The sequence below is a fragment of the Neomoorella sulfitireducens genome (genome assembly GCF_024733845.1).
Classification (GTDB): domain Bacteria; phylum Bacillota; class DSM-521; order Neomoorellales; family Neomoorellaceae; genus Neomoorella; species Neomoorella sulfitireducens.
On record NZ_JANRHG010000002.1, the window covers coordinates 142072 to 161507 of the forward strand.

Genomic DNA, 19436 nt, shown 5'->3' on the forward strand with positions numbered 1-19436 from the left:
TTTGTTACCCAACAAACATTATGCTTCCCGGTAGTTTGTACCCGGGGCTAATGTCAAGAAAATCGTCCCTGTATGAAAACTACTTTTTAATTCAAATTCAACCGTATTTTTCTCCCGGCCAGCAAAAATAACTTCGACAATGTACCTGCCGCTATTTCCCGGCAAGCCGTCAAACTTGAAATCACCGAAGCAGTCCGTTGTCGTTGCGGCGATTTCCTCTTGACCCTGACGCAGTATTACCTTCGCACCCCCGGCGCATTCGGTTTTTCCTTCTATTTCTACGGCTACGCTGCCGGTTATAAAGCATTTGTTGTAGAGGTACAAGTTCTTGTAATATACTCCCGGAATTGTATTGTGTTCGGGGTCCAGGACTTCCAGTTTTTCTTCGTTTATCATTAGTTCCATTTCTTCTTTAGTTAAATACTCCAGCCTGAGGGCGCCGGTGGGACAGGCCTGGACGCAGCGGGTCTTTTGCCATCCCTGGTCGATCAGGTGGGCGCAGAGGGTGCATTTCTGGGGTACTTCTCTTTCTTCGTTCCACAAGATCATGCCGTAGGGGCATGTTGCGGTTAGTTCTTTCTTTCCCATGGCTTTAACAGGGTCTATTATGACGATGCCGTCCGGCCTTTTATATATCGCGCCGCCGCCTGCTTTGATACAAGGTGCGTCATCACAGTGCCGGCAGAGCAGGGCTATATATTTGACGTCGATAAGGGGGTATTCCCCTCTTTCTATCCTGTGGATGTTTATCCATTTATGCCCGTGCCGCGGCTGGGGCAGGGAATACCCCGGCCATTCGTTGTCGACATGTTCGTCTTTGCAGGCCATCAGGCAGTTGTGGCAACCTATGCATTTTTCCAGGTCATGGATGAGGTAGTACCGTCTTGTCACGCTGCTTCTCCTCCTTCCCATTTGCTTACTTCGACCAGGCAGGAGTTGGCTGCCATGCCGTGGGACTTGGCGATGATCATCCGGCTGGGGGTAAGGAGGTTGACGCAACCGCCGCGGTCCGGGGCTTGCCCGGGTTCTCCTAAGGGTTCGTAGAGGGCCGATGATTCGTAGGCATGGACGGTGCCGGGGCGTACTCGTGCCGTCACCTGGGCCGCGCCTATTACCGCCCCGCGGTCGTTGTATACCTTTACCAGGTCGTTGTTTTTTATCCCGCGTGCTTCTGCGTCTTCCGGATTTATTCTTATTACCCAGTAGTAGTGCCCGTCTATTAGTACCCGGTGGTCTTCGATTTCATTTATGAAGCTGCCTTTGCCGTCTCCCATAGTGTGAAAACTATAGCGCGGGTGGGGGGTTATCAGCTGCAATGGGTATTTCTTGTATAGCTCACTCGTGTGCGGGCCTTCCCACGCCGGGATATATTTACAGATTACCGGCCGTTCCGGGTCGTCCGGGTCGAAGCGTTTCAGGCTGGAGCATTCAAATTCTATCTTGCCGGACTGGGTCTGCAATCCTTTGCCGTACTCTTCGGTATAGTCTGCCGGCAGCGGCGATATTTCCGGTGTGTCTTTGGGCCGGTCTTCGGCATACCAGCGGTAGGCTACCGGGTCTCTTAGCTCTTCCGGCGGGTTGGGTACGACAAAGTACCCTTTCTTGAGAAATTCTTTCCAGGTAATATATTTCGGTAAATCGCTGGCGTCAAACATCCTCTTGCACCAGTCTAATTCCGTCATGCCTTCGGAATATGGTATGGCCAGCCCCAGCCGCTTGGCCAGTTCTAAAAAGATTTGATAGTCGGATCTGGATTCGCCTAAGGGTTCGATGCACTTATGCTGCAGCACTACCACCCGGTGGTTGCACTGGGTGTAGGAGTGGTTGATATAGCCCCCGCAGTTGGCGAATTCGCCTATGTCCCAGCGCTCGAAGCTGGTGCAGGCCGGCAAAATTATGTCGGCAAATTTGGCTTCTCCTTCAAACCAGATGGACTGGTTGACGACGAATTCCAGTTCTCCGGAGCGGTAGGCCCTGGCGTAACGGTTGGTGTCTACCATGGTGCCGAAATGGGACCCGCCGTACTTGTAGTACATCCGGACTTTCGCATAACCGGGCGCCGGGTACTCGTATTTAAAGAACTGGCCTTCTATTGTCTTGGCGTCAGCCTGATAGGCCGAACAACTTCCTTCTAGAATGGCTTCGGGGATTTTCAGACGGGGGACCCTCTGGTACACCGTGTTTACAGTCGGCAACTGGGGCATGCGCTGGTACAGGCTCACTGCCATCCCCGTCCCTGCCAGGTCTCCCGAAAGCCCCCCTTCTGCATATCCCGGGAAATAAAATTTGGTGTTTACCGGTGTGCCCTGCTGCAGGCAGCCCATGTTGACGCCGGGCTTGCCCAGGCCCTGCATGGCCATGAGGCACACCATGGCCCGCGCCCACTGCGTCCCCGTGGCCGTGCGGCAGGCGCCGCCAAAGCCGATGATGCCCCCGGCCGCCAGGTAGGTCTTCTTTTTCCCCCATTCCCGCGCCAGCGCCCGCACGTCTTTGGCGGGGATACCTGTTTCTTGTTCCTGCCACTCCGGCGTCTTGGCAACCCCGTCTTCTTTTCCCAGGATATAGTCCTTCCATTTTTCAAATCCTACCGTGCGGGTCGCCACATATTCTTGATCGTACAGGTTTTCCGTTATCCAGACATAGGCTATGGCCAGGGCTAAAGCGCTGTCGGTCCCGGGCTTCGGGGCCAGCCATTTGCCTCCCAGCCATGCCGCTGTATGGTTATAGTAGGGGTCGATGTGCACCATCTTGATGCCGAGTTCTTTTAGCCACTGACGCCGTATCGTCCCTTCATGGGCTCCATATACGCCGCTGGTGGCCTCTGGATCGCTGGACCAGAATACTACCATCTCGCAGTTCTTCAGCAGGTCTTCTACCGTGCCGTAGGTTTCCGCCCCGCCCAGGCGCATGGTATGACCCCAGTGGTGCACCGCTCCCCAGAACCAGCCCTCCCAGCTGTCGGGGTTGTGGTCCACGGGGGTAAAACCGATTGAGTTAAAGAAGCGCAGCCTGGTACTGAGCCAGTAGCCCAGGTTCCCCCAGGTGTGGTGGGAACCGCTGCCGTTCATTATGGCTCCCGGTCCATACTGGCGCTTGACCCTCTTTATCTCGCCGGCGACGATGTCCAGGGCTTCGTCCCAGCTTATCCTTTCATACCCTGATATCCCGCGGTTCTGGGGGTTCCTGTTCCCGTTGGGGTCGAAATCCACCCGCTTCATGGGGTATAACAGCCGGTCCGGGGAGTATACCATGGACTTCCATGCCAGGGTATACGGGGATACCGTCGTTTTCCGCGGCGGGGTGAAGTTTTTTCCTCTCGCTGTTATCGTCCACGACCGGGCATCCTTTTCGTCGAATTCTATGGGGGTGATGCGTATGATTTTCCCGTCCTTTACATATACGAATACGGGCCCGCCGTTGGTATTGCTGGTATATCTCCTGACACCGTTACCCATATCCGTCCCGTACTCCAGCCCCAGGGTGAATAGCTGGTTTAATGTTTCTAAAAACCACATTACCAGGTCGTCGGGTCCCTGGATCGCCAACTGAAAATTTTTCCCGGCATTAATGAAATCCAGCTGGTTCCTGTTGGGTTTCAATATCCTGGCGGCTACTTCTGCGTCTTCAAAAGCCATACAGACGTCCGGGTTGGGATGGATCCCGCTTTTTGAGGTGACGTTGCCGTTTTTAAATATATAATACCTTCCTGCCGTGTTGTCCTTTAGTTTTACCTGCACTGTAACATCCTTCGTCGCTAAATGCCTTGCGTACGATGGGTGGCGCTTCGCTTTAAGGCGGATAAGCTTTTCTAACCAGTAAAGGGTTGCCGTAAAATGGTAATTTTTTAAGGACATATCTTTTCCTCCCCGCAGTTCCTGCTGGAAAAAGGAAAACGGTAAATCTCTTATAAAACATCCATCGCCGCGCAGAAGCCCTCGTATACTGCTTCTTTTACAGTGCGGGGTTTTACGCAATCCCCAACCGGGATAAACCAGGGCACAACACCGCGCAGGGATTCCACCACCGCTGTCCTGGGTTTCATACCGGCGGCATAAACTACCGTATCGGCTGCGATTAACCTTTCGTGGCCCCTCTTGTCCATTACTTTAATGCCGCCGCCGGTAACCCCTGTACATTTTACCCCCACTTCATAGGTAAGCATTTTTTTCATTAACGGAATGAGAGCACGCCGGTGACTGTCGTAGGCATCCTTGGCCACATCATCAAGCATCTCGACAATGTGCACCTTCTTGCCCAGGGATGCCAGGTACAGGCCGGTCTCGCAGCCGACCAGGCCGCCACCGATAATTACAATATCCCGGCCCACCTTTTCCGGTTGCGAATATACCCCGAGGGCCTGCAGGGCCTTTTCAATCCCGGGGATGGCAGGTACTATGGGTTCGGAACCCACAGCACAGATAACGGCATCCGGGTTCCGGAGCTTGATATAATCCCGGGTTACCTCAGTATTAAGTTCTACACATACACCCAGTCTTTTCAGCCGTGCGATTAAAGAATCTTTATAACGCCTCAAGTCGTCCTTGTGGGTATCTATATCTGTAAACCAGAGCAGGCCTCCCAGCCTGTCGCTCTTCTCCGCCAGGGTTACTTTGTGACCGCGTTCTGCTGCCGTAATGGCTGCATACATGCCACCGACGCCCCCACCCACAACCAGCACGTTCCTCGAAGCCATGGGTTTCGGCGCCCAGCGCCAGCGTAATTCACGTCCCGACCAGGGGTTTACCGTACAGCTAAAGGGAGCAGCGATAGGCCGCTTTTCATTACTGGATGGCAGGGGATTGAAACAGCTGCAGCGCAGGCAGGGGGCGATTTCGTCGGCACGCCCCAGGAGCGCTTTGTTGACAAAGTTGGGATCGGCAAACTGCTGCCGTCCCAGTGCCACAAAATCGCACTTGCCTTCGGCTATAACCTTTTCCGCCAGGGCCGGATCGTTAAACCCGCCCACCACTACAACCGGCACCCGGACAGCCGCCTTAATAGCAGCTGCCAGGTCAACGTTACAACCGTGAGGGTCGAATGACGAGGAAAAGGCTTTCGTCTCCACGTGTAAATAATAGACGCCGCGGGTAACGTGAATGAGATCTACTTTATCCTGGATCATCTTGCAAAACTCAATAGTGTCCGCCAGGGTCATCCCGCCCTCTACGCCTTCCTCGCCGGAAAGCCGGTATTCAATCAGGAAATCGTCACCGACAGCTTCCCGGACCTTGTCCAGCACCAGGAGAGCGAAACGGGCACGGTTTTCCAGGCTGCCGCCCCATTTATCAGTTCTTTTATTGGTCAGGGGTGAGGTAAACTGGGCCAGCAGCCACCCGTGGCCGCCGTGCAGCATAACCATATCAAAACCAAAAGCCCTGGCACGAGCAGCAGCCCTGGCATAATTATCGGCCACGCGGTTGATCATTTCCTCATCCATCTCGATTACTTCCACCCCGTCCGGGCGGACAAAGCCAGTGGGACCGATAGGGTTTTTGCCTCCCAGGCAATCAGGGTGATTGGCTGCGCCGGCATGGTTCAGCTGTATAGAGGCCACTGCGCCGTGGGCTTTAATGGCTTCTGTGAGAATACGAATGGATTCCATGTGGTGTACGGTCATATCAGAAGAAACCAGATCAAGACCGTGCTCGTGGCGGGCGGCATACTCAAAATCAACAAAAGACTCCGTGACAGTTACCTGGGCAAACCCCCCGCGGGCACGGGTTTCATAAGCGTCAATACCCTCCTGGGTAGGGACTCCCCCTAAAACAACGCGGTTAGCAGTTACCGGGGAGGCAAAAATGCGGTTCTTGAAGGTAATATTTTTTATTTTATAAGGGCTAAAGATGTGAGGATAGGAAGTCATAGGCTTCTCCTTTCTATAAATAAATATAAATAAATTTTACTCGCCGGTAATTGATATTTTTGGCACAAGAACGGGCACGGGCACGCTGGTACTTTCACCGGATAAAGAAAAAGAACTAAAGAAAAAGAAAAGCTCTTTTCTCGAATAATTTTAATCTTATTTTCAATGATAAAAGAAGGGGTAATAAAAGTAAAATGCCATATCAAACTCAAGGTTATGCATAAAAGGTATAATTAATTCAAGCCCGCGAGGGATCACGATATGGACTATTCAATCCCCTCCCGGTATACTAGGTTTATATGCAGTTTTCTTGAAGGCTATATACAACCTAAACCAATCAATATTTTACCTTGGAACTTGACTTTTATGGGAGCAAAAAAAATAACCTCCTGTAACCGCAGGTTAATAACTGGGGGCTTGTTCTCGTTGAAACATAAAGCATGGGCTGTTATGTGGGCTGTATACCTGTCAAGTGTAGTCGTTGTGATCAATCAATATAAAGTCCCGCCGGTAATGGCAGCCTTGATAGATAACCTGCAGGTAGACATGGGGACGGCGGGATGGTTGATGTCCCTTTTCTCCCTGACGGGGATACTGCTGGCATTACCGGCAATTATCCTTTTGAACAGGTTCAGCCCTAAAGGCAGTGGCCTTTTAGGCCTGGCGTGCGTCATACTCGGTTCCCTCACCGGGGCCTTCGCACCCAGCGCCCGGGTACTTCTCCTTAGCCGGGTAATCGAGGGTACCGGCATGGCGCTAATTGCCGTCATCGCGCCTGCCATTGTTGCCATGTGGTTTGACCCCGGGGAAGTGGGGTTGCCAATGGGTATATGGTCCACCTGGGTCCCGGTCGGCAGTACTATAGCCTATAACCTGGCCACGCCGGTACAGGCGGCGTACGGGTGGCGCGGCGTCTGGTGGTGCGGGGTTTTCCTCGGAGTAATTGCCTTTATTATCCATGCCCTGGTGGTAACCAAACCCGGCCAGGATGCCCCCCGGGACAGGGGGCATCATCCAGGAGGCACAGGGGTACATTATGCCCCGGTTTTCAAGAACCCTGACATATGGCTCTTAACAATAACTTTTTTCAGTTTTATGTTTGGCGCCGTGGGCTATTCTACCTGGGCTCCCACTTTTTATAAAGATGCACTGGGAGTAAATATAACCACAGCTAACTTCTATACCAGCCTTTTATATTTAACTAATATCGCCGGTGCCCTGGCGTGCGGGTGGATTCTCGGCAGGTTTAAGAAACCAAAGCCCGTCCTCGTCACGGCGTCTATCTTGTGTACAATCCTTTACTCCCTCGGCTTCAGCCTGCCATCGCCCGCATTAATTGCCCCCTATATGATGGCCAGGGGCTTCATAGCCGTTTTTATACCTACAACAATATTTTCCCTTGCACCCGCAACTATACCTCACCCCCAATTGAGCGGGGCGGTAATGGGGATATTAAGCATGGGGCAAAACCTTGGAATGCTGGCCGGCCCGCCGGTAGTAGGGCAGGTCCTGCATTACGGCGGTTCCTGGCAGGCAGGTAATTATCCCATGCTCCTGGGCATGCTCCTTTCTACCACAGCTACAATTATCTTTAGCATCCGGGGGCAGGTATTTCCAGCAGGCAAGCGCGCCGGCCTTGACCAGTAGCAACATAATACTGGCTGCCTGTGAGGGGTCGGTTTTTGCCCGGTTGCAAATTGCTATATACAGAACGGGCGGTTCTGGGTTATAATAATTATAATAAAAGTTATAGAAGACAGGCTAGAAGCCATTTTTTCAGGAGGTGTTTAGCCCTGTCTACCGATTTTCAACGCTTGCGGGAATTCATTACGGTGGCTGAATATTTGAATTTTAGCCAGGCTGCCAATCACCTGTTTATCACCCAGCCGGTACTTAGCCGGCATATTGCCGACCTGGAACGCATGCTTGGGGTCCAGCTCTTTTTCAGGAACAAACAAAAGGTACAGCTTACAGCCATGGGACAGCTTTTCCTCCAGGACGCCAGGGAAATAATCGCCAAATACGAGGAGGCCTGCCATAAGCTGCGCCTTGCATCCCACGGCATGGTCGGTCATCTAAAGATAGGTTTCCTCGAGAGAGCCGTACGAAGCTTTTTAGCAGATTTTATCCTCCACTTTAGCAAAACCCATGCCAATATCAGCCTGGAATTCTGTTGTTACAATGAATTGGAAGAGCTTACCGAAGCAATAAAACGTGACGAACTGGACGCCGGCTTTACCCTCTCCGTCGGCCTGCAATATACCAAAGAGCTAAGTTATGAACCTATTTGCCAGGACAATCTCTGTGTTATCGTCCGCAAGGAACACCCCCTGGTGGAGAAAGGCAGCGTCTCCCTGGCAGAGCTGGCTAAAGAGCCGTTCATCATGCTAAACCGGCAGCAGAATCTCACGGTTTTCAATCATACCATATCCCTGTGCGAGGCCCGGGGCTTCACCCCCAACATTGTCAAAGAAGCTCCCAACATTGATACGGCCCTGCTGATGGTCGAACTGGGTACGGGAATATTGATTGCTCCCCAGCATCACATCGTTAATGCCAGTTCAAAATTACGTTTTATTGTTCTGGAGGATGAAGATTGCAGGATCTACATCGCTGCCGTGTGGAAGCAAAATAATGTTAACCCTTCCCTTTTTCCCTTTATCAAAGAGCTCGATAATGCTCATGAACGCTTCGCCAATGAGCCGTCACGTAATTCCTGATCCCCAGGTGGGATCGCACGTGCCGGTTTCTTTTTCTTGCAGGGGGATAGAGATAAGGATATGAGTACCTTGGCCCCGGGCGGAGTTTATTTTCATCTCCCCGCTCAATAGTTGCACCCTCTCGCGCAGGCCAAGCAGGCCGTAGCCGGTGCGGTTTTTTTCACTCCAGAGGGTTTGGGGATCAAATCCCCTGCCCGTATCGCGTACAGAGATTGTAATCCTACCGGGCAGCATCTCCATTTTAACCCTGGCACTTTCAACCTGGGCATGTTTTTTAATGTTGTTAACCGCTTCTTGGATAATGCGGAAAATGGCTACTTCCACTCCTGTGTCCAGGCGGCGTTCCTGCCCTAAAAATTCAAATTCAATTTCCAGCCCGTATTTCTCTTTATAAACGGCAAAATAACGCTTAAGTGCCGGTACCAGGCCAAGGTCGTCAAGAACCATGGGCCTGAGATCAAAAATAATCTTACGGACTTCCTGCAGGTTTAACAAAACCATGTCTTGCAGGGCCAGCAACTCATCCTTTACTTTTCCAGGGTCTTTTTCTAACAGTTTCAAGCAATACTCGGCCCGCATAACCACGTTGGCCATAGACTGGGCCGGGCCGTCGTGAATCTCCCTGGCGACACGCTTGCGCTCTTCTTCCTGGGCGCGGATGATATTGAGGGCCATTTGCTGTGTTTGCTGCAGTTCCCCGAGTTTTGAACTCAAATCATGGAGCCCGCCGTTTAGATAGGTTAGGACCACCCCTACATGGGATATAAGCTTTTCGGCCTTTTGGATAGTTGTTTGTAACCGGCGCAGGCTCGTCTCCAGATGATTGCGCCGGTATTGCAGTACTTTTTCCCTTTCCCTGAGTTTAATCAGTTCAATTTGCAAATTATAGGCAGTATCATAGGCTTTTTTGATGTCCTGTTCCGTATACCGGTTAAAATCCTTACTTACTTCCGCCAGGCGAACCCGGGCCCTTTTTTCTGCCCGCTCCATTTTATCGACTTCCGTTATAATGGCGTCCAGCTCACTCTTTACCCCTGCCAATTCACTGCTCACCAAGCTTGCCTCGGCCCGGGTATTTTCGGCAATATCATAGATCTGGGCCTGGCTGCGCTCAATGGCTTCAATAGTTTCTTTAACGATGCGATCAAGGGCACTGATGTCCAGCACCTGGTTCACCTCGTGCCGTAAAATCAAGTTTTATACTGCCAAGCCAGGGCTTTAACGCGCTCAATCATCCGTAACAGCTTGCGGGCCAGAGAATCGATTTTTTCCCAGTCCACTAAAGGCAGACGCTCGTCGCTTAAACCATCCTGTAGCAATTTATCCAAGGCGGGCAAATAAATTCCAATATCCCTGGTGAGGGCTTGAGATGTAGTTATCGCCATTTCTATTTCTTCTTGTATTAAGCTTTCGGTGTCTTTTTTTTCCTTCACAAACCTTTCGAGCTTTACCCACACCGAATTAAAGGCTGCCAGATCCTCGTATAACGTCCCGGCATGACTCAAACTTTTTTCCAGGGCCTCCCGGTTAGCCCCGCAAACGTCCATCAATTCTTCCAGCTCCTGTTTTAGTTCCCGTAAATAATTGTATACATCCTGCAGTGAGCGGCTTAATTTTCCGGCAGCCTCTGTTAAGCCTTTGTTTTCGGTTTTTGCCGCCTCCAAAGCCACCTCAACAATAAAGGGAGCCAGGTCCTCGCTTAGGTTAGCAAAGCCGTTTATAATCCCTGACCACTTCTTGCCCTTGTCTAGAACTACTACCATAAATTTTTGGTTTTCATCCAGGTCCTGGCAAAAGGTCTTTACTTTTTCGATTGCCGCTTCAACGGAAGCAGCCCCCTCTTCCCCCGTTTGCGCGGCATTGCCTGTCAATGCCAAAGACGCTTCTTGCTGCTCCCCGATTTGCCGCAGGCTTTTTGTCAATTGTTCGGCCTGGGAAGTCGCGGGTAACAGAGCCTTTAACTGTTCCCCGGCACTTTCCTTAAAGTATTTCAGGTTGCGCAGGAAACGACTATCGGTGCGACACGCCGTTTGCAGAGAACTATGGAGATGTTCTATTCCCTTCTGCACATCATTAATACTAATTTTAACTGTTTGGATAAAGTTTGCCAGATGAAAAGACATGGTATTAAAGGCACCGGCCAGGTCGGCGAGTTCATCCCCTCCCGCAACGCTGGTCTGGTAAGAGAAATCGCCAGCAGAAACCATTTCGGCAGCAGTCATCAACTCACCTAAAGGACCTTGTAGAATGCGCCCGGCAACTATGCCCGTCAAAAAAGTTCCTGCCAGGACTACGACCAGGGCAAACAAAGCCCAATCGACAATGACGCCCTGTGGATAATTGGTCCTATGTTCCGGCTCGAGACCCAGGCGGACATAACCAATCGTCCCGCCCGTATAAGACTTTATAGGAGCCGTAAATTCATTTACGGCCGCTGCCGTACCGGCGCCATTTTCCATCCCCGTCGCGAAAGAATTGTTAGGGCTTGCAGCAAGCAACCTGCCGCCGGCATCAGTAACTATTACATAACTTATGTTACCATATCCGTGGAGCTTTTGAATAATACCACTTAATAAACCCAGGTTGTCCGATAAAATATAATCGGCAGCAATCAAGGCAACTGTACTGGTAATTTCCCTGCCTTTATCCTGATATTCCCGTCGAAACTGGAGCTGTTCACGAAAAAATAGGAGGGAACCAGCCATCACTGTTACAATAATTAACATTATACTTATTTTTATCTGTAGTTTCCTTATTATTGGTTTTCGCCTGGGGCCGCCGGCCGGATTAATTCCTTTAATCATAAAGCTCCTCCCTATCTACAAACACTAACCTGTCTCCCGGAGCGGTGCCGGTTTGTTCAAGCCGCCCGGCAGGAAGTTCGATCACCGCCCGGGCATTACGGATGAAGGGACTAAAACGAAAGGGCGGTAGATCGGCAAGGGTAAAAAGAACCCGGCCTTCAGCATCGACAAAGACCACATCCAGGTGAAATTTAAGAAAACAGGTATGGATTACCTGGCAGGGAAACAATACCAGGGCTTCTTCCATGCCCGTTGCCCGGCGTCCCATCCAGCCAGAAAAGCGCTGAAAAAAGGTACGGGCCAGGCGCGCTTTTTTAGCCAGTACGGCCTGTCTGGTAACATTTAATATAATTATTGCCATCACCCCAAACTGTAACGGGTTTGTCCTTTCGCCCCTTATTTGCTAAAAAAACTCGATATCCGGATCACCGCCGGGCCAAGTAAAACCACAAAAATGGCCGGGAATATGAAAAATACCAGAGGAATCAGCATCTTTACCGGTGCTTTCATTGCCAGTTCTTCAGCCCTCTGGCGTCGTTTGAGGCGAATTTGTTCCGCCTGCAAGCGGAGAACTTTACCTATACTGAAGCCGAGCTGGTCGGCAAGAATTATTGCTCCTGTAAAAGTAGCCAAATCATGTACCCCGGTACGAGCCGCCAGGTCGCGCAGGGCTTCGGACCTTGGCTTACCTATTTTAATTTCCTGCAGGACAAGGCCAAATTCCTCCGCCAGGGGACCCTTGCTTTTCTCCACTACCTTGAGCAAAGCCCCGTCAAAACCCAGGCCTGCCTCCATGCTAACCGTCAAAAGGTCCAGGACATCAGGCAAGCTTTTTTCTATAGCCTGTTGCCGCTGCCGGCCCTTTACTTGCAGGTAAAAATCCGGCCCGTACCAGCCGGCCAGCAACCCCAGGAAACCAAGGAAAAATAGAGTATGAGCTTGATGTAAAAGCGTTCCTGCCAGTGCACCTAAGACAGCAACTAGGCCGCCGGCCAGGTATTTTATCACCAGGAGTTCCCGCGGCGCAATTTTGCCCTGGAGATGGGCGTAGTTTATCCTGCGTCCCAGTTCGGCTTCTTTTTCTACCGGTAGCATTTTAATTAATTTCTCGCTCCACCTGCCGAGCAAGGGCTTGACGGCGCGCTGGTAAAAAGGGGCTTTGAGTTCCCGTGCCCTTACCGTCGGCAGTGACTGTTCCCCCAGCACTTCGTTTAACCACCGGTTTTCCCGCCGGTTATCACGGGCAAATTGTGAATAAAGGGATAGGTTTAACAGCAAAAATAGCCAGAAAACCAAAACGGCAATCATCAGCGGCATAAGCGTCACTCCTTATATTTCAATGCTGATGATCCGTCGGATTATCATAACACCCATGAGTTGTCCCAGTATGGCGCCGGTCAGCATAAAAACTCCGGTTCTGGTGGAAAAGAGAAGGCTTAAATAGCCCGGATTTAGTAAAAAAATTACCGTACCAAGGACTACAGGTAATAAACCGATAATCAGGCCAGATATCCTTCCCTGGGCAGTGAGGGTTTTAATCTCTCCCTTGATGCGTACACGCTCCTTGATGGTATGGGCGATATTATCCAGGATTTCAGCAAGGTTACCTCCCACCTGGCGCTGGATTAGCACTGCCGTAATTAACAGGTCCAAATCGTCGCTCTTTATTCGCCCGGCAAGATCGAGGAGCGCCGTCTCGGTAGAATTGCCCCAATTCATTTCCAACAATACGATGCCGAATTCCCGGGCAATGGGATCAGGCATTTCCCTTCGCACCATATCCATGGCCTGCAAAAAGCTGAAACCCGATCGTAAAGCGTTGGCCATAATCAACAGGGCGTCGCCAATTTGCGCGTTAAATTTTAACCGGCGTTTGTTTTGCTTAACTTTTATAACATAAAATGGCAGGAAGCCGCCCAAACACGCCGTCATAACAGCAAAAGGCAAGTTGGCAGTTAACGCTAAAGATATAATTCCCGGCCCAAAAAACGTCAAAATAGTCAACCCCACGAATTCTTCCCCTTTAAGGAGAATATCCGCCCTGGACAACTCCTCTTCCAGCTTTTTCTTCAGGCCCCCGGGCGCCAGGGTTTTACCAATTAATTCTAATATTTTCCGGCTGCCATTGCCTTTCTTTTCCTGCAGGCTGCTTCCCGTTTTTTCCTTTTGCTTCCCCAGGAATTTTTCCAGCTTGACCTGCACCTGTTCCTGGTACGTTGAGCCGGTTATATAAATGGTAAAAAGAAATACTCCAGCAAAAATCATATAAGCCGTTAACACGAGCAGGGACAATACTATCTCCGCCTTTCAAAAACCATTGAATGCCCGCGGGTCTAAAAAATTGAGGGACTAAAAATTTCCGGTGGTAAAACCATGCCGTTGGCTTCCAGTTTGCTTAAAAACTTGGGCCTGATGCCGGTGGCTATAAAGCGCCCTTTTACCTTACCTCCCTGGTCATAGCCTTCCTGTCGAAAAAGAAAAATGTCCTGCAGGGTAATAATCTCGCCCTCCATGCCCTGGACCTCGGTAAGGTGGGTAATCTTCCGGGAACCGTCTTTTAGACGACTCTGGTGAATAATCAGGTCTATTGCCGAAGCGATTTGCTCCCGGATGGCCCTGACCGGCAGGTCCATCCCGGCCATAAGGACCATAGTTTCCAAACGGGAAAGCATATCCCGGGGCGAATTGGCATGACCGGTCGTCAGGGAGCCGTCGTGGCCGGTATTCATCGCCTGGAGCATATCCAGGGCTTCGCCGCTCCGTACCTCACCCACTACAATGCGATCAGGCCGCATGCGGAGGGCATTCCGTACCAGGTCCCGGATGGTAATGGCACCTCTTCCTTCAATATTTGGTGGCCGGCTTTCAAGGGTAATAACATGCTCCTGGCGTAACTGGAGCTCGGCTGCATCTTCAATTGTAATTATCCGCTCATCCCCGGGTATAAAAGAAGAAAGGATGTTCAAGGTGGTAGTTTTCCCACTACCGGTACCGCCGGAAACAATTATGTTCAGACGCCCTTTAACGCACATTTCCAGGAACCTGGCTATCTGGGGTGTTAAAGTGCCCAGTTGAATTAAGTCTTCAATGGTCAAAGGATCTTTAAAGAACTTGCGAATAGTAAGGGTGGGTCCGTTCAAGGCTACCGGGGGGATAATAGCGTTAACCCGGGAACCGTCCGGCAGGCGCGCATCAACCATGGGCATGCTCTCATCAATCCGCCTGCCGAGGGGAGCCACTATTTTTTCAATAATGTGCATCACATGGTCATTATCGCGAAACCTGACATCCGTAAGCTGTAATTTACCCCTGAGCTCTATGTACACTTGATGCGGCCCGTTGACCATAACCTCAGAGATATCAGGATCATTTAGCAGGGGCGTAATGGGACCAAACGCAACGGCATCATCGGTAATTTCCCGCGCCATGCGCTCGCGTTCCGCCCGCGCCAGAGGGGACGCCTCACCGGACAAAATCTCAAAAACCCGTTGTTTAATCCTGGCAGCCAGGTCCACGCTATCGCCATTGTATTCCGGCGTCTGGGCTTTCAGTTCTTCAATTATTTTTTTGTGCACCAGGAGTTTCAGCCGGTCATAGTGTTCCTCCCGCCTGCCACCGTTTTGCCTGTTATCCTCTATTTGCTGTTCGAGGCGAGCCAGTAGGGACATGGTCAAAAACCTCCTGAAACTTGCCGTCACCTTTAGGTTAAGAACCGTACCGACCCTCTCTGGGATTTATTTCCTAATTTTTCTACGGATGGCGACAAAAGCTAGAATACCTTGCTTAAAAAAAGAAATCTTTTTTGTCTTCCCCTGTTACCCTGGTCCTTCGCCGCAGGAATAAAACTTTGTACCAGCTCTACAATTTTCCGGGCTATGACACTCCCCGGGTGAGTCAGGACAAAGGGACGTCCCCGGTTAACCGAAGCCAGTACTATCTTTTCTGCCTGCGGCAATACCGCCAGGGGAGTAATCCCTATGCTTTCCTTGATTTCAGTCATGGAAATATCATTTCCCCGGTGCGCTTTATTCACTACCATTTTAACCTTGTGGGCCTGATGCATGCGTTCCAGGACTTCCAGATCTGTCATGGCACATTTCAATGCCGGCAAATCAGGAGTTAAAACAAGCATAATATCGTCGGCCATTTCAAAGGCGCTTAAGGTAAAGTCATTAAAAGCAGCTGCAGTATCTATAATCGTATAAGCATAATTTTCCTTCAGCAGTTTAAGAATGGCCTCCACGTCCTTAACGGCCACTAATTCAGCCTGTTCCGGCTTAAGCGGTGCCGGCAAAACCTTCAGCCCGGAAAGGTGCGGATAAAGATAGTTGTTTACCAGGGATATCTCACCCCGATCTTCTTCCTGGACGAGTTCGGCCAGGGTACCCTGGGGAAGAATATTCAGCATTAAAGCCACGTTGCCACTTTGCAGGTTCAAATCGACCAGGGCCACGTTCTGCCTCGTCTCCCGTGCCAGGCTGACGGCCAGGTTGCAGGCCAGGGTTGTCTTGCCGACGCCGCCTTTACTGGAAAACAGGATTAACACCCGGTTGGCCAGGGGCTGCGATTGAGGTTTTTCCCTGGGCGCCTGGCTCTGTAGCTGCAGCAGGTGCTGTTGACGGGTTCGCCCCACCCTACGAATCGTTTCGGCCAGTTCACTGCTGGTAAAGGGTTTTACCAGGTAATCCCTCGCCCCTGCCGCCATAGCCTTGCGCAGGTATTCCGATTCCTTCTGGATTGAGATAATTACTATCGCCGTTTCCGGCACCCTGTTGCTAATGGCTTCAGAAGCGGCAATTCCGTCCATTCCCGGTAAATTGATATCCATTAAAACCACATCAGGGCGCAGGCTCTCAACGGCGCGAACGGCCTCTTCACCGTCACCGGCTTCACCGATCACCTTGATATCCTCTTCAAAATAAAGCAGGCGCTTGATATCTTCCCGGGTCGTAGAAATATCGTCAACTATCAAGACGCTGGTCTGGCTCATCGCAACCTTTGCCGGCCTCCTTAACGGATTAACTGCTGCATTTGTATGGACGGCAGCGCAATTATTTCCCGGTCGACAGGTGCCCTTAAGAGGAGCCTGACACTGCCTTTTTCCGCGCAAAGAACCAGGGGTTGGGCCTGCCCGGGAGTAACCATAAGGGTCACATTGCGGTATCCGATTTGCTTTTTCCCGTCGCTTATCGCCTGGCCGTTTTCTGCTGCCAGGTCCTGATCTACAGAGAGAACTTCAACATCCTGGACCAGCAGGGAGGTAAGGCTTGTTCTGTCCTGGCCGCCTGCCGCCGGTAAATCAAAGGTACCCAGGACATCGACCCGATCCCCGGGGCGTAACAGGCCGGCCAGGCCGGATACATCATTTACCGCTATCGTTACCGCCCTTTTACCCGGTTCTATGAGAAAAGCCAGGCCGTCGGCGGCGTCTTTGCCGCTGGCCAGTTTTTCCTGGCGCAGGATCTCGCCGGGGAGGATTTCCGACTTAACCGTTTTTCCCACGGCGTCTCCCGGTTTCGTGATGGCGCCTGCATTGACATACCGGGCAGGCAGCTCTTTGACCTCGAGCATCTGGGAGGTAATTTGCGCCCGGGCCGGGATATGCACCCGCGCCACTACAACCTCGATAAAATTTCCTTTTTGCTGGTACGTTATCTTCAGGTTATAAAGGTAATAGTAAGCCATGGAGGCTGCCACCAGCGCTATTACCAGGGATAAAACCAGGAGCAATTTATTGCGCATGAATACACCTCATTCGTTACCGGACCAGTTTTACGCCCTGCAGGCCGTAGTTTTGCTGGGCCGGGTCCCCTTCACCGGCTACAACAGTACGAATAAAATATCCCTCAATAAAGTTTTCATTGCCCTGCCCGCGCACCCTCTCTACTAAAAAAGCGGCAAAACCGCTAACGATTATGGATTTTACCTGGCCGTCCTGGATTGAAGCAGTTTCATAAACGGGTATAATCAGGATGCGGGGACAGCCAGGAACATAATGTTCTGGAGTACATGGGGGTGAATGCTGGGATAGCTCAAGTTCTATGCGGTACTCAATGGCCCTCCTGGTAGGGTTGGAGATATTCCCTGTCTCGGTATTAATAACGTCACCCGCTGCCAGCCTCCCCTGATAGCCGTTCTTTAGATTTTCCTCGTAGTTGCTGGCGCCGGTGCCGCCCAGGGAAAGGGCAGAAAAAGTACCCGGTCCCAGAGGTGAATCCTGGCCGGCACCCAGCTTAAGAATATACTTTATCCCGAACTGGAATTCTTGTTCGGGAACCGCCAGGGGGGCTGCACCCCTCACCGCCTTAATTCCTGCCACTACCGCCACGGCCTCGGCCCTGGCCTCTCCCCTTGTAAAACCCATCAAGCGGGCTAAAAAATAATTCACTTCTTTCCCGGCGCTTACGGCCAGGGAATTCCCATCAGCCCTTACTTCCGCCTCCACCGGTCCTGTGGCCCCGTTCATCCGGGCGTAATCGATGGCTGTATTTCTCGCCCTCTCGGGATTATCCGGCAGTTCCATGGCCCCGGCCAGGGCGGCGGCATCGACGGCATTAATCAACTGCTGGCGGTTTAAAGCCAGGAGCCCCAGATCAATAACCAGGGCAGCAAAGGATAACATGGCCACCAGGCTTAAGGCCAACATGACAGATGCGAAACCCCTCTCTTCCCGTAAAAATATGCCGGGCTTTAACCTGTCTACCATAGTATCCTACTCCACTCGCATGGTAGTTACGGCGGTTAAAGGGAAGGGACTGGGAAGTAAACCATCGAGGAACGGTGTAATAAATTCAATGCGGCAGGTCACCTTGACCGTAAGGGGAGTACCCGGGTTACGCAATCCCTGTTCCGGAATAACGCTAATATCGCTTTCCGTAAGGTTAAGGGTAGGAGCTACTTCCATGACCCGCTCCCGGATCTCGGCATCATCCCCGCCGACGCTCCCAACCCGTGCTCCTTCCCTGCCGGCGCTGGACAAAACCAGATAGCTATGCAAGATCCGGCCGGTATCCAGGCTACCCATGACAATAAGAAGCAATAGCGGCAGGATTAAGGCCAGTTCTACAAGAGCCTGGGCCCGGCGGCTTCCGAAAATTTTTCCCCAAAGCAATTCTTTCACCGGCTCACATAGGTTAAGAAAGTACCCAGGGCTAAAACAGCCCCGTAAGGTAATGTCCCCTCAATGCCTGCGTTAAAGCTATTACTCAACCCTTTGAGCGGAAAACCTTGTAACAGGAGATAGACATTCCAGAAAAAAGTCTTCAGGATAACAAGAACCTTCCCCCGGCGGGCCAGATAAGCAAAAGCCCATACGCCCCCGACCAGGGCGCTTATGAAAAAGGCGTGGAGGGTAAAATACGGCCCCTCTATGGCACCGATAGCCGCTAGCATTTTAACATCGCCGGCCCCAACCCCCCCTAAATAAAAGGGCAACAATAATAGCACAACTCCCAAAAGCATACCTTCTAAACTTAACCGTACACCATCAATCCCGTCGCTAAGAAAAGCATAGAGCAGCCCGAAGACAACCGCCGGGAGTATTACCCGGTTATAAACCAGGCGCTCTTTTAAATCAGTACCGGCGCAAATTAGCAGAAAAATAATTAACACCACATCTTTGACCACCGGTATCCGCCCTCCTGGCTTCTCCCGGATTATTTAAAAACCGGCCCTACTTAAGTAATGCAACCCAAGTAGGGCCGTTTCGAGTTATTGGATTGGCTGGCCGGAAAGCTTATTGCCTACTCCTTCAAAAATATGTTGAATACCGCCGCTTAAAATTCCAAGAGCACCAATCAGGACAATTGCCACCAGCGCAATTATTAAACCGTATTCAGCCATTCCCTGCCCCTTCTCCTCACGGACCAGTCTCTTAAGTAATTGCATTATTCCGCCTCCTTTCGCTATTATTAGCTTAAATTTTAGCAATTTAGAGGCGAATTTCCATCGGGCTTCAGTTTTATTTTAAGTTCTGACTATCGTCCCGTATTGTTCTAGGACGGGGCCTAAACTTCGCCTGCTTTATTTGAGACTTAGGTCCTTTCGTTC

The 19436-nt window shown here is 51.2% G+C and carries 17 protein-coding genes; 2 read left to right on the plus strand and 15 right to left on the minus strand.

Annotated elements, in window-relative coordinates; all coding sequences use genetic code 11:
- Window positions 1-18 precede the first annotated feature (18 nt).
- Genes NWF31_RS03570 through NWF31_RS03580 form a run of 3 tightly spaced genes read right to left on the minus strand, consistent with a single transcriptional unit; the run spans window position 19 to window position 5863 of the window.
- Complete coding sequence (locus NWF31_RS03570) at window positions 19-891, minus strand: 4Fe-4S dicluster domain-containing protein (protein WP_258359134.1); 873 nt, start codon at window positions 889-891, stop codon at window positions 19-21.
- Window positions 888-3854 carry a molybdopterin-dependent oxidoreductase gene (locus NWF31_RS03575; protein WP_258359135.1) on the minus strand — a complete coding sequence of 989 codons (2967 nt, stop codon included), beginning with the start codon at window positions 3852-3854 and terminating at the stop codon, window positions 888-890. Before NWF31_RS03575 ends, NWF31_RS03570 begins: the two co-directional genes overlap by 4 nt.
- A 50-nt stretch (window positions 3855-3904) precedes the next feature.
- Complete coding sequence (locus NWF31_RS03580; RefSeq protein WP_258359136.1) at window positions 3905-5863, minus strand: NAD(P)/FAD-dependent oxidoreductase; 1959 nt, start codon at window positions 5861-5863, stop codon at window positions 3905-3907.
- A 426-nt stretch (window positions 5864-6289) separates the two neighbouring features.
- Between NWF31_RS03580 and NWF31_RS03585 the strand changes: the two genes are divergently transcribed.
- Together NWF31_RS03585 and NWF31_RS03590 are read left to right on the plus strand one after the other, a co-directional pair.
- A complete protein-coding gene (locus NWF31_RS03585; protein ID WP_258359137.1) occupies window positions 6290-7510 on the plus strand; it encodes an MFS transporter in 1221 nt (406 codons plus the stop codon).
- Window positions 7511-7530: 20 nt separating this feature from the next.
- A complete protein-coding gene (locus NWF31_RS03590; protein WP_258359138.1) occupies window positions 7531-8583 on the plus strand; it encodes a LysR family transcriptional regulator in 1053 nt (350 codons plus the stop codon).
- On the opposite strand, the gene NWF31_RS03595 is transcribed toward NWF31_RS03590, so the two are convergent.
- The 12 genes from NWF31_RS03595 to NWF31_RS03650 form a co-directional block, all read right to left on the minus strand.
- On the minus strand, window positions 8569-9750 hold the full coding sequence (locus NWF31_RS03595; protein WP_258359139.1) for a sensor histidine kinase: 1182 nt from the start codon (window positions 9748-9750) through the stop codon (window positions 8569-8571). The two genes, NWF31_RS03590 and NWF31_RS03595, sit on opposite strands and share 15 nt — an antisense overlap.
- A 23-nt stretch (window positions 9751-9773) precedes the next feature.
- Window positions 9774-11387 (minus strand): HAMP domain-containing protein, encoded by a 1614-nt coding sequence (locus NWF31_RS03600; protein WP_258359140.1) that lies wholly within the window; start codon window positions 11385-11387, stop codon window positions 9774-9776.
- A complete protein-coding gene (locus NWF31_RS03605) occupies window positions 11380-11748 on the minus strand; it encodes a DUF192 domain-containing protein (RefSeq protein ID WP_258359141.1) in 369 nt (122 codons plus the stop codon). The genes NWF31_RS03600 and NWF31_RS03605 overlap by 8 nt, the downstream gene beginning before the upstream one ends.
- 35 nt (window positions 11749-11783) lie before the next feature.
- Entirely contained in the window at window positions 11784-12704 is a 921-nt protein-coding gene (locus NWF31_RS03610; protein ID WP_258359142.1) for a type II secretion system F family protein, read from the minus strand.
- A gap of 12 nt (window positions 12705-12716) precedes the next feature.
- A complete protein-coding gene (locus NWF31_RS03615) occupies window positions 12717-13679 on the minus strand; it encodes a type II secretion system F family protein (protein ID WP_258359143.1) in 963 nt (320 codons plus the stop codon).
- A 41-nt stretch (window positions 13680-13720) separates the two neighbouring features.
- Window positions 13721-15055, minus strand: coding sequence for a TadA family conjugal transfer-associated ATPase (locus NWF31_RS03620; RefSeq protein WP_258359144.1), 1335 nt, complete (start codon window positions 15053-15055; stop codon window positions 13721-13723).
- Window positions 15056-15156: 101 nt separating this feature from the next.
- Window positions 15157-16377: a CpaE/TadZ family protein gene (locus NWF31_RS03625; RefSeq protein WP_258359145.1), complete on the minus strand. Its 1221-nt coding sequence runs from the start codon at window positions 16375-16377 to the stop codon at window positions 15157-15159.
- A 20-nt stretch (window positions 16378-16397) separates the two neighbouring features.
- Window positions 16398-17129 (minus strand): Flp pilus assembly protein CpaB, encoded by a 732-nt coding sequence (gene cpaB / locus NWF31_RS03630; RefSeq protein WP_258359146.1) that lies wholly within the window; start codon window positions 17127-17129, stop codon window positions 16398-16400.
- A gap of 16 nt (window positions 17130-17145) precedes the next feature.
- Window positions 17146-18093: a pilus assembly protein TadG-related protein gene (locus NWF31_RS03635; RefSeq protein WP_258359147.1), complete on the minus strand. Its 948-nt coding sequence runs from the start codon at window positions 18091-18093 to the stop codon at window positions 17146-17148.
- 6 nt (window positions 18094-18099) lie between these two features.
- Window positions 18100-18498 (minus strand): TadE/TadG family type IV pilus assembly protein, encoded by a 399-nt coding sequence (locus tag NWF31_RS03640; protein ID WP_258359148.1) that lies wholly within the window; start codon window positions 18496-18498, stop codon window positions 18100-18102.
- Between the two features lie 5 nt (window positions 18499-18503).
- On the minus strand, window positions 18504-19013 hold the full coding sequence (locus NWF31_RS03645) for an A24 family peptidase (RefSeq protein WP_258359149.1): 510 nt from the start codon (window positions 19011-19013) through the stop codon (window positions 18504-18506).
- Window positions 19014-19097: 84 nt separating this feature from the next.
- Complete coding sequence (locus tag NWF31_RS03650) at window positions 19098-19274, minus strand: Flp family type IVb pilin (RefSeq protein ID WP_258359150.1); 177 nt, start codon at window positions 19272-19274, stop codon at window positions 19098-19100.
- Window positions 19275-19436: the final 162 nt, after the last annotated feature.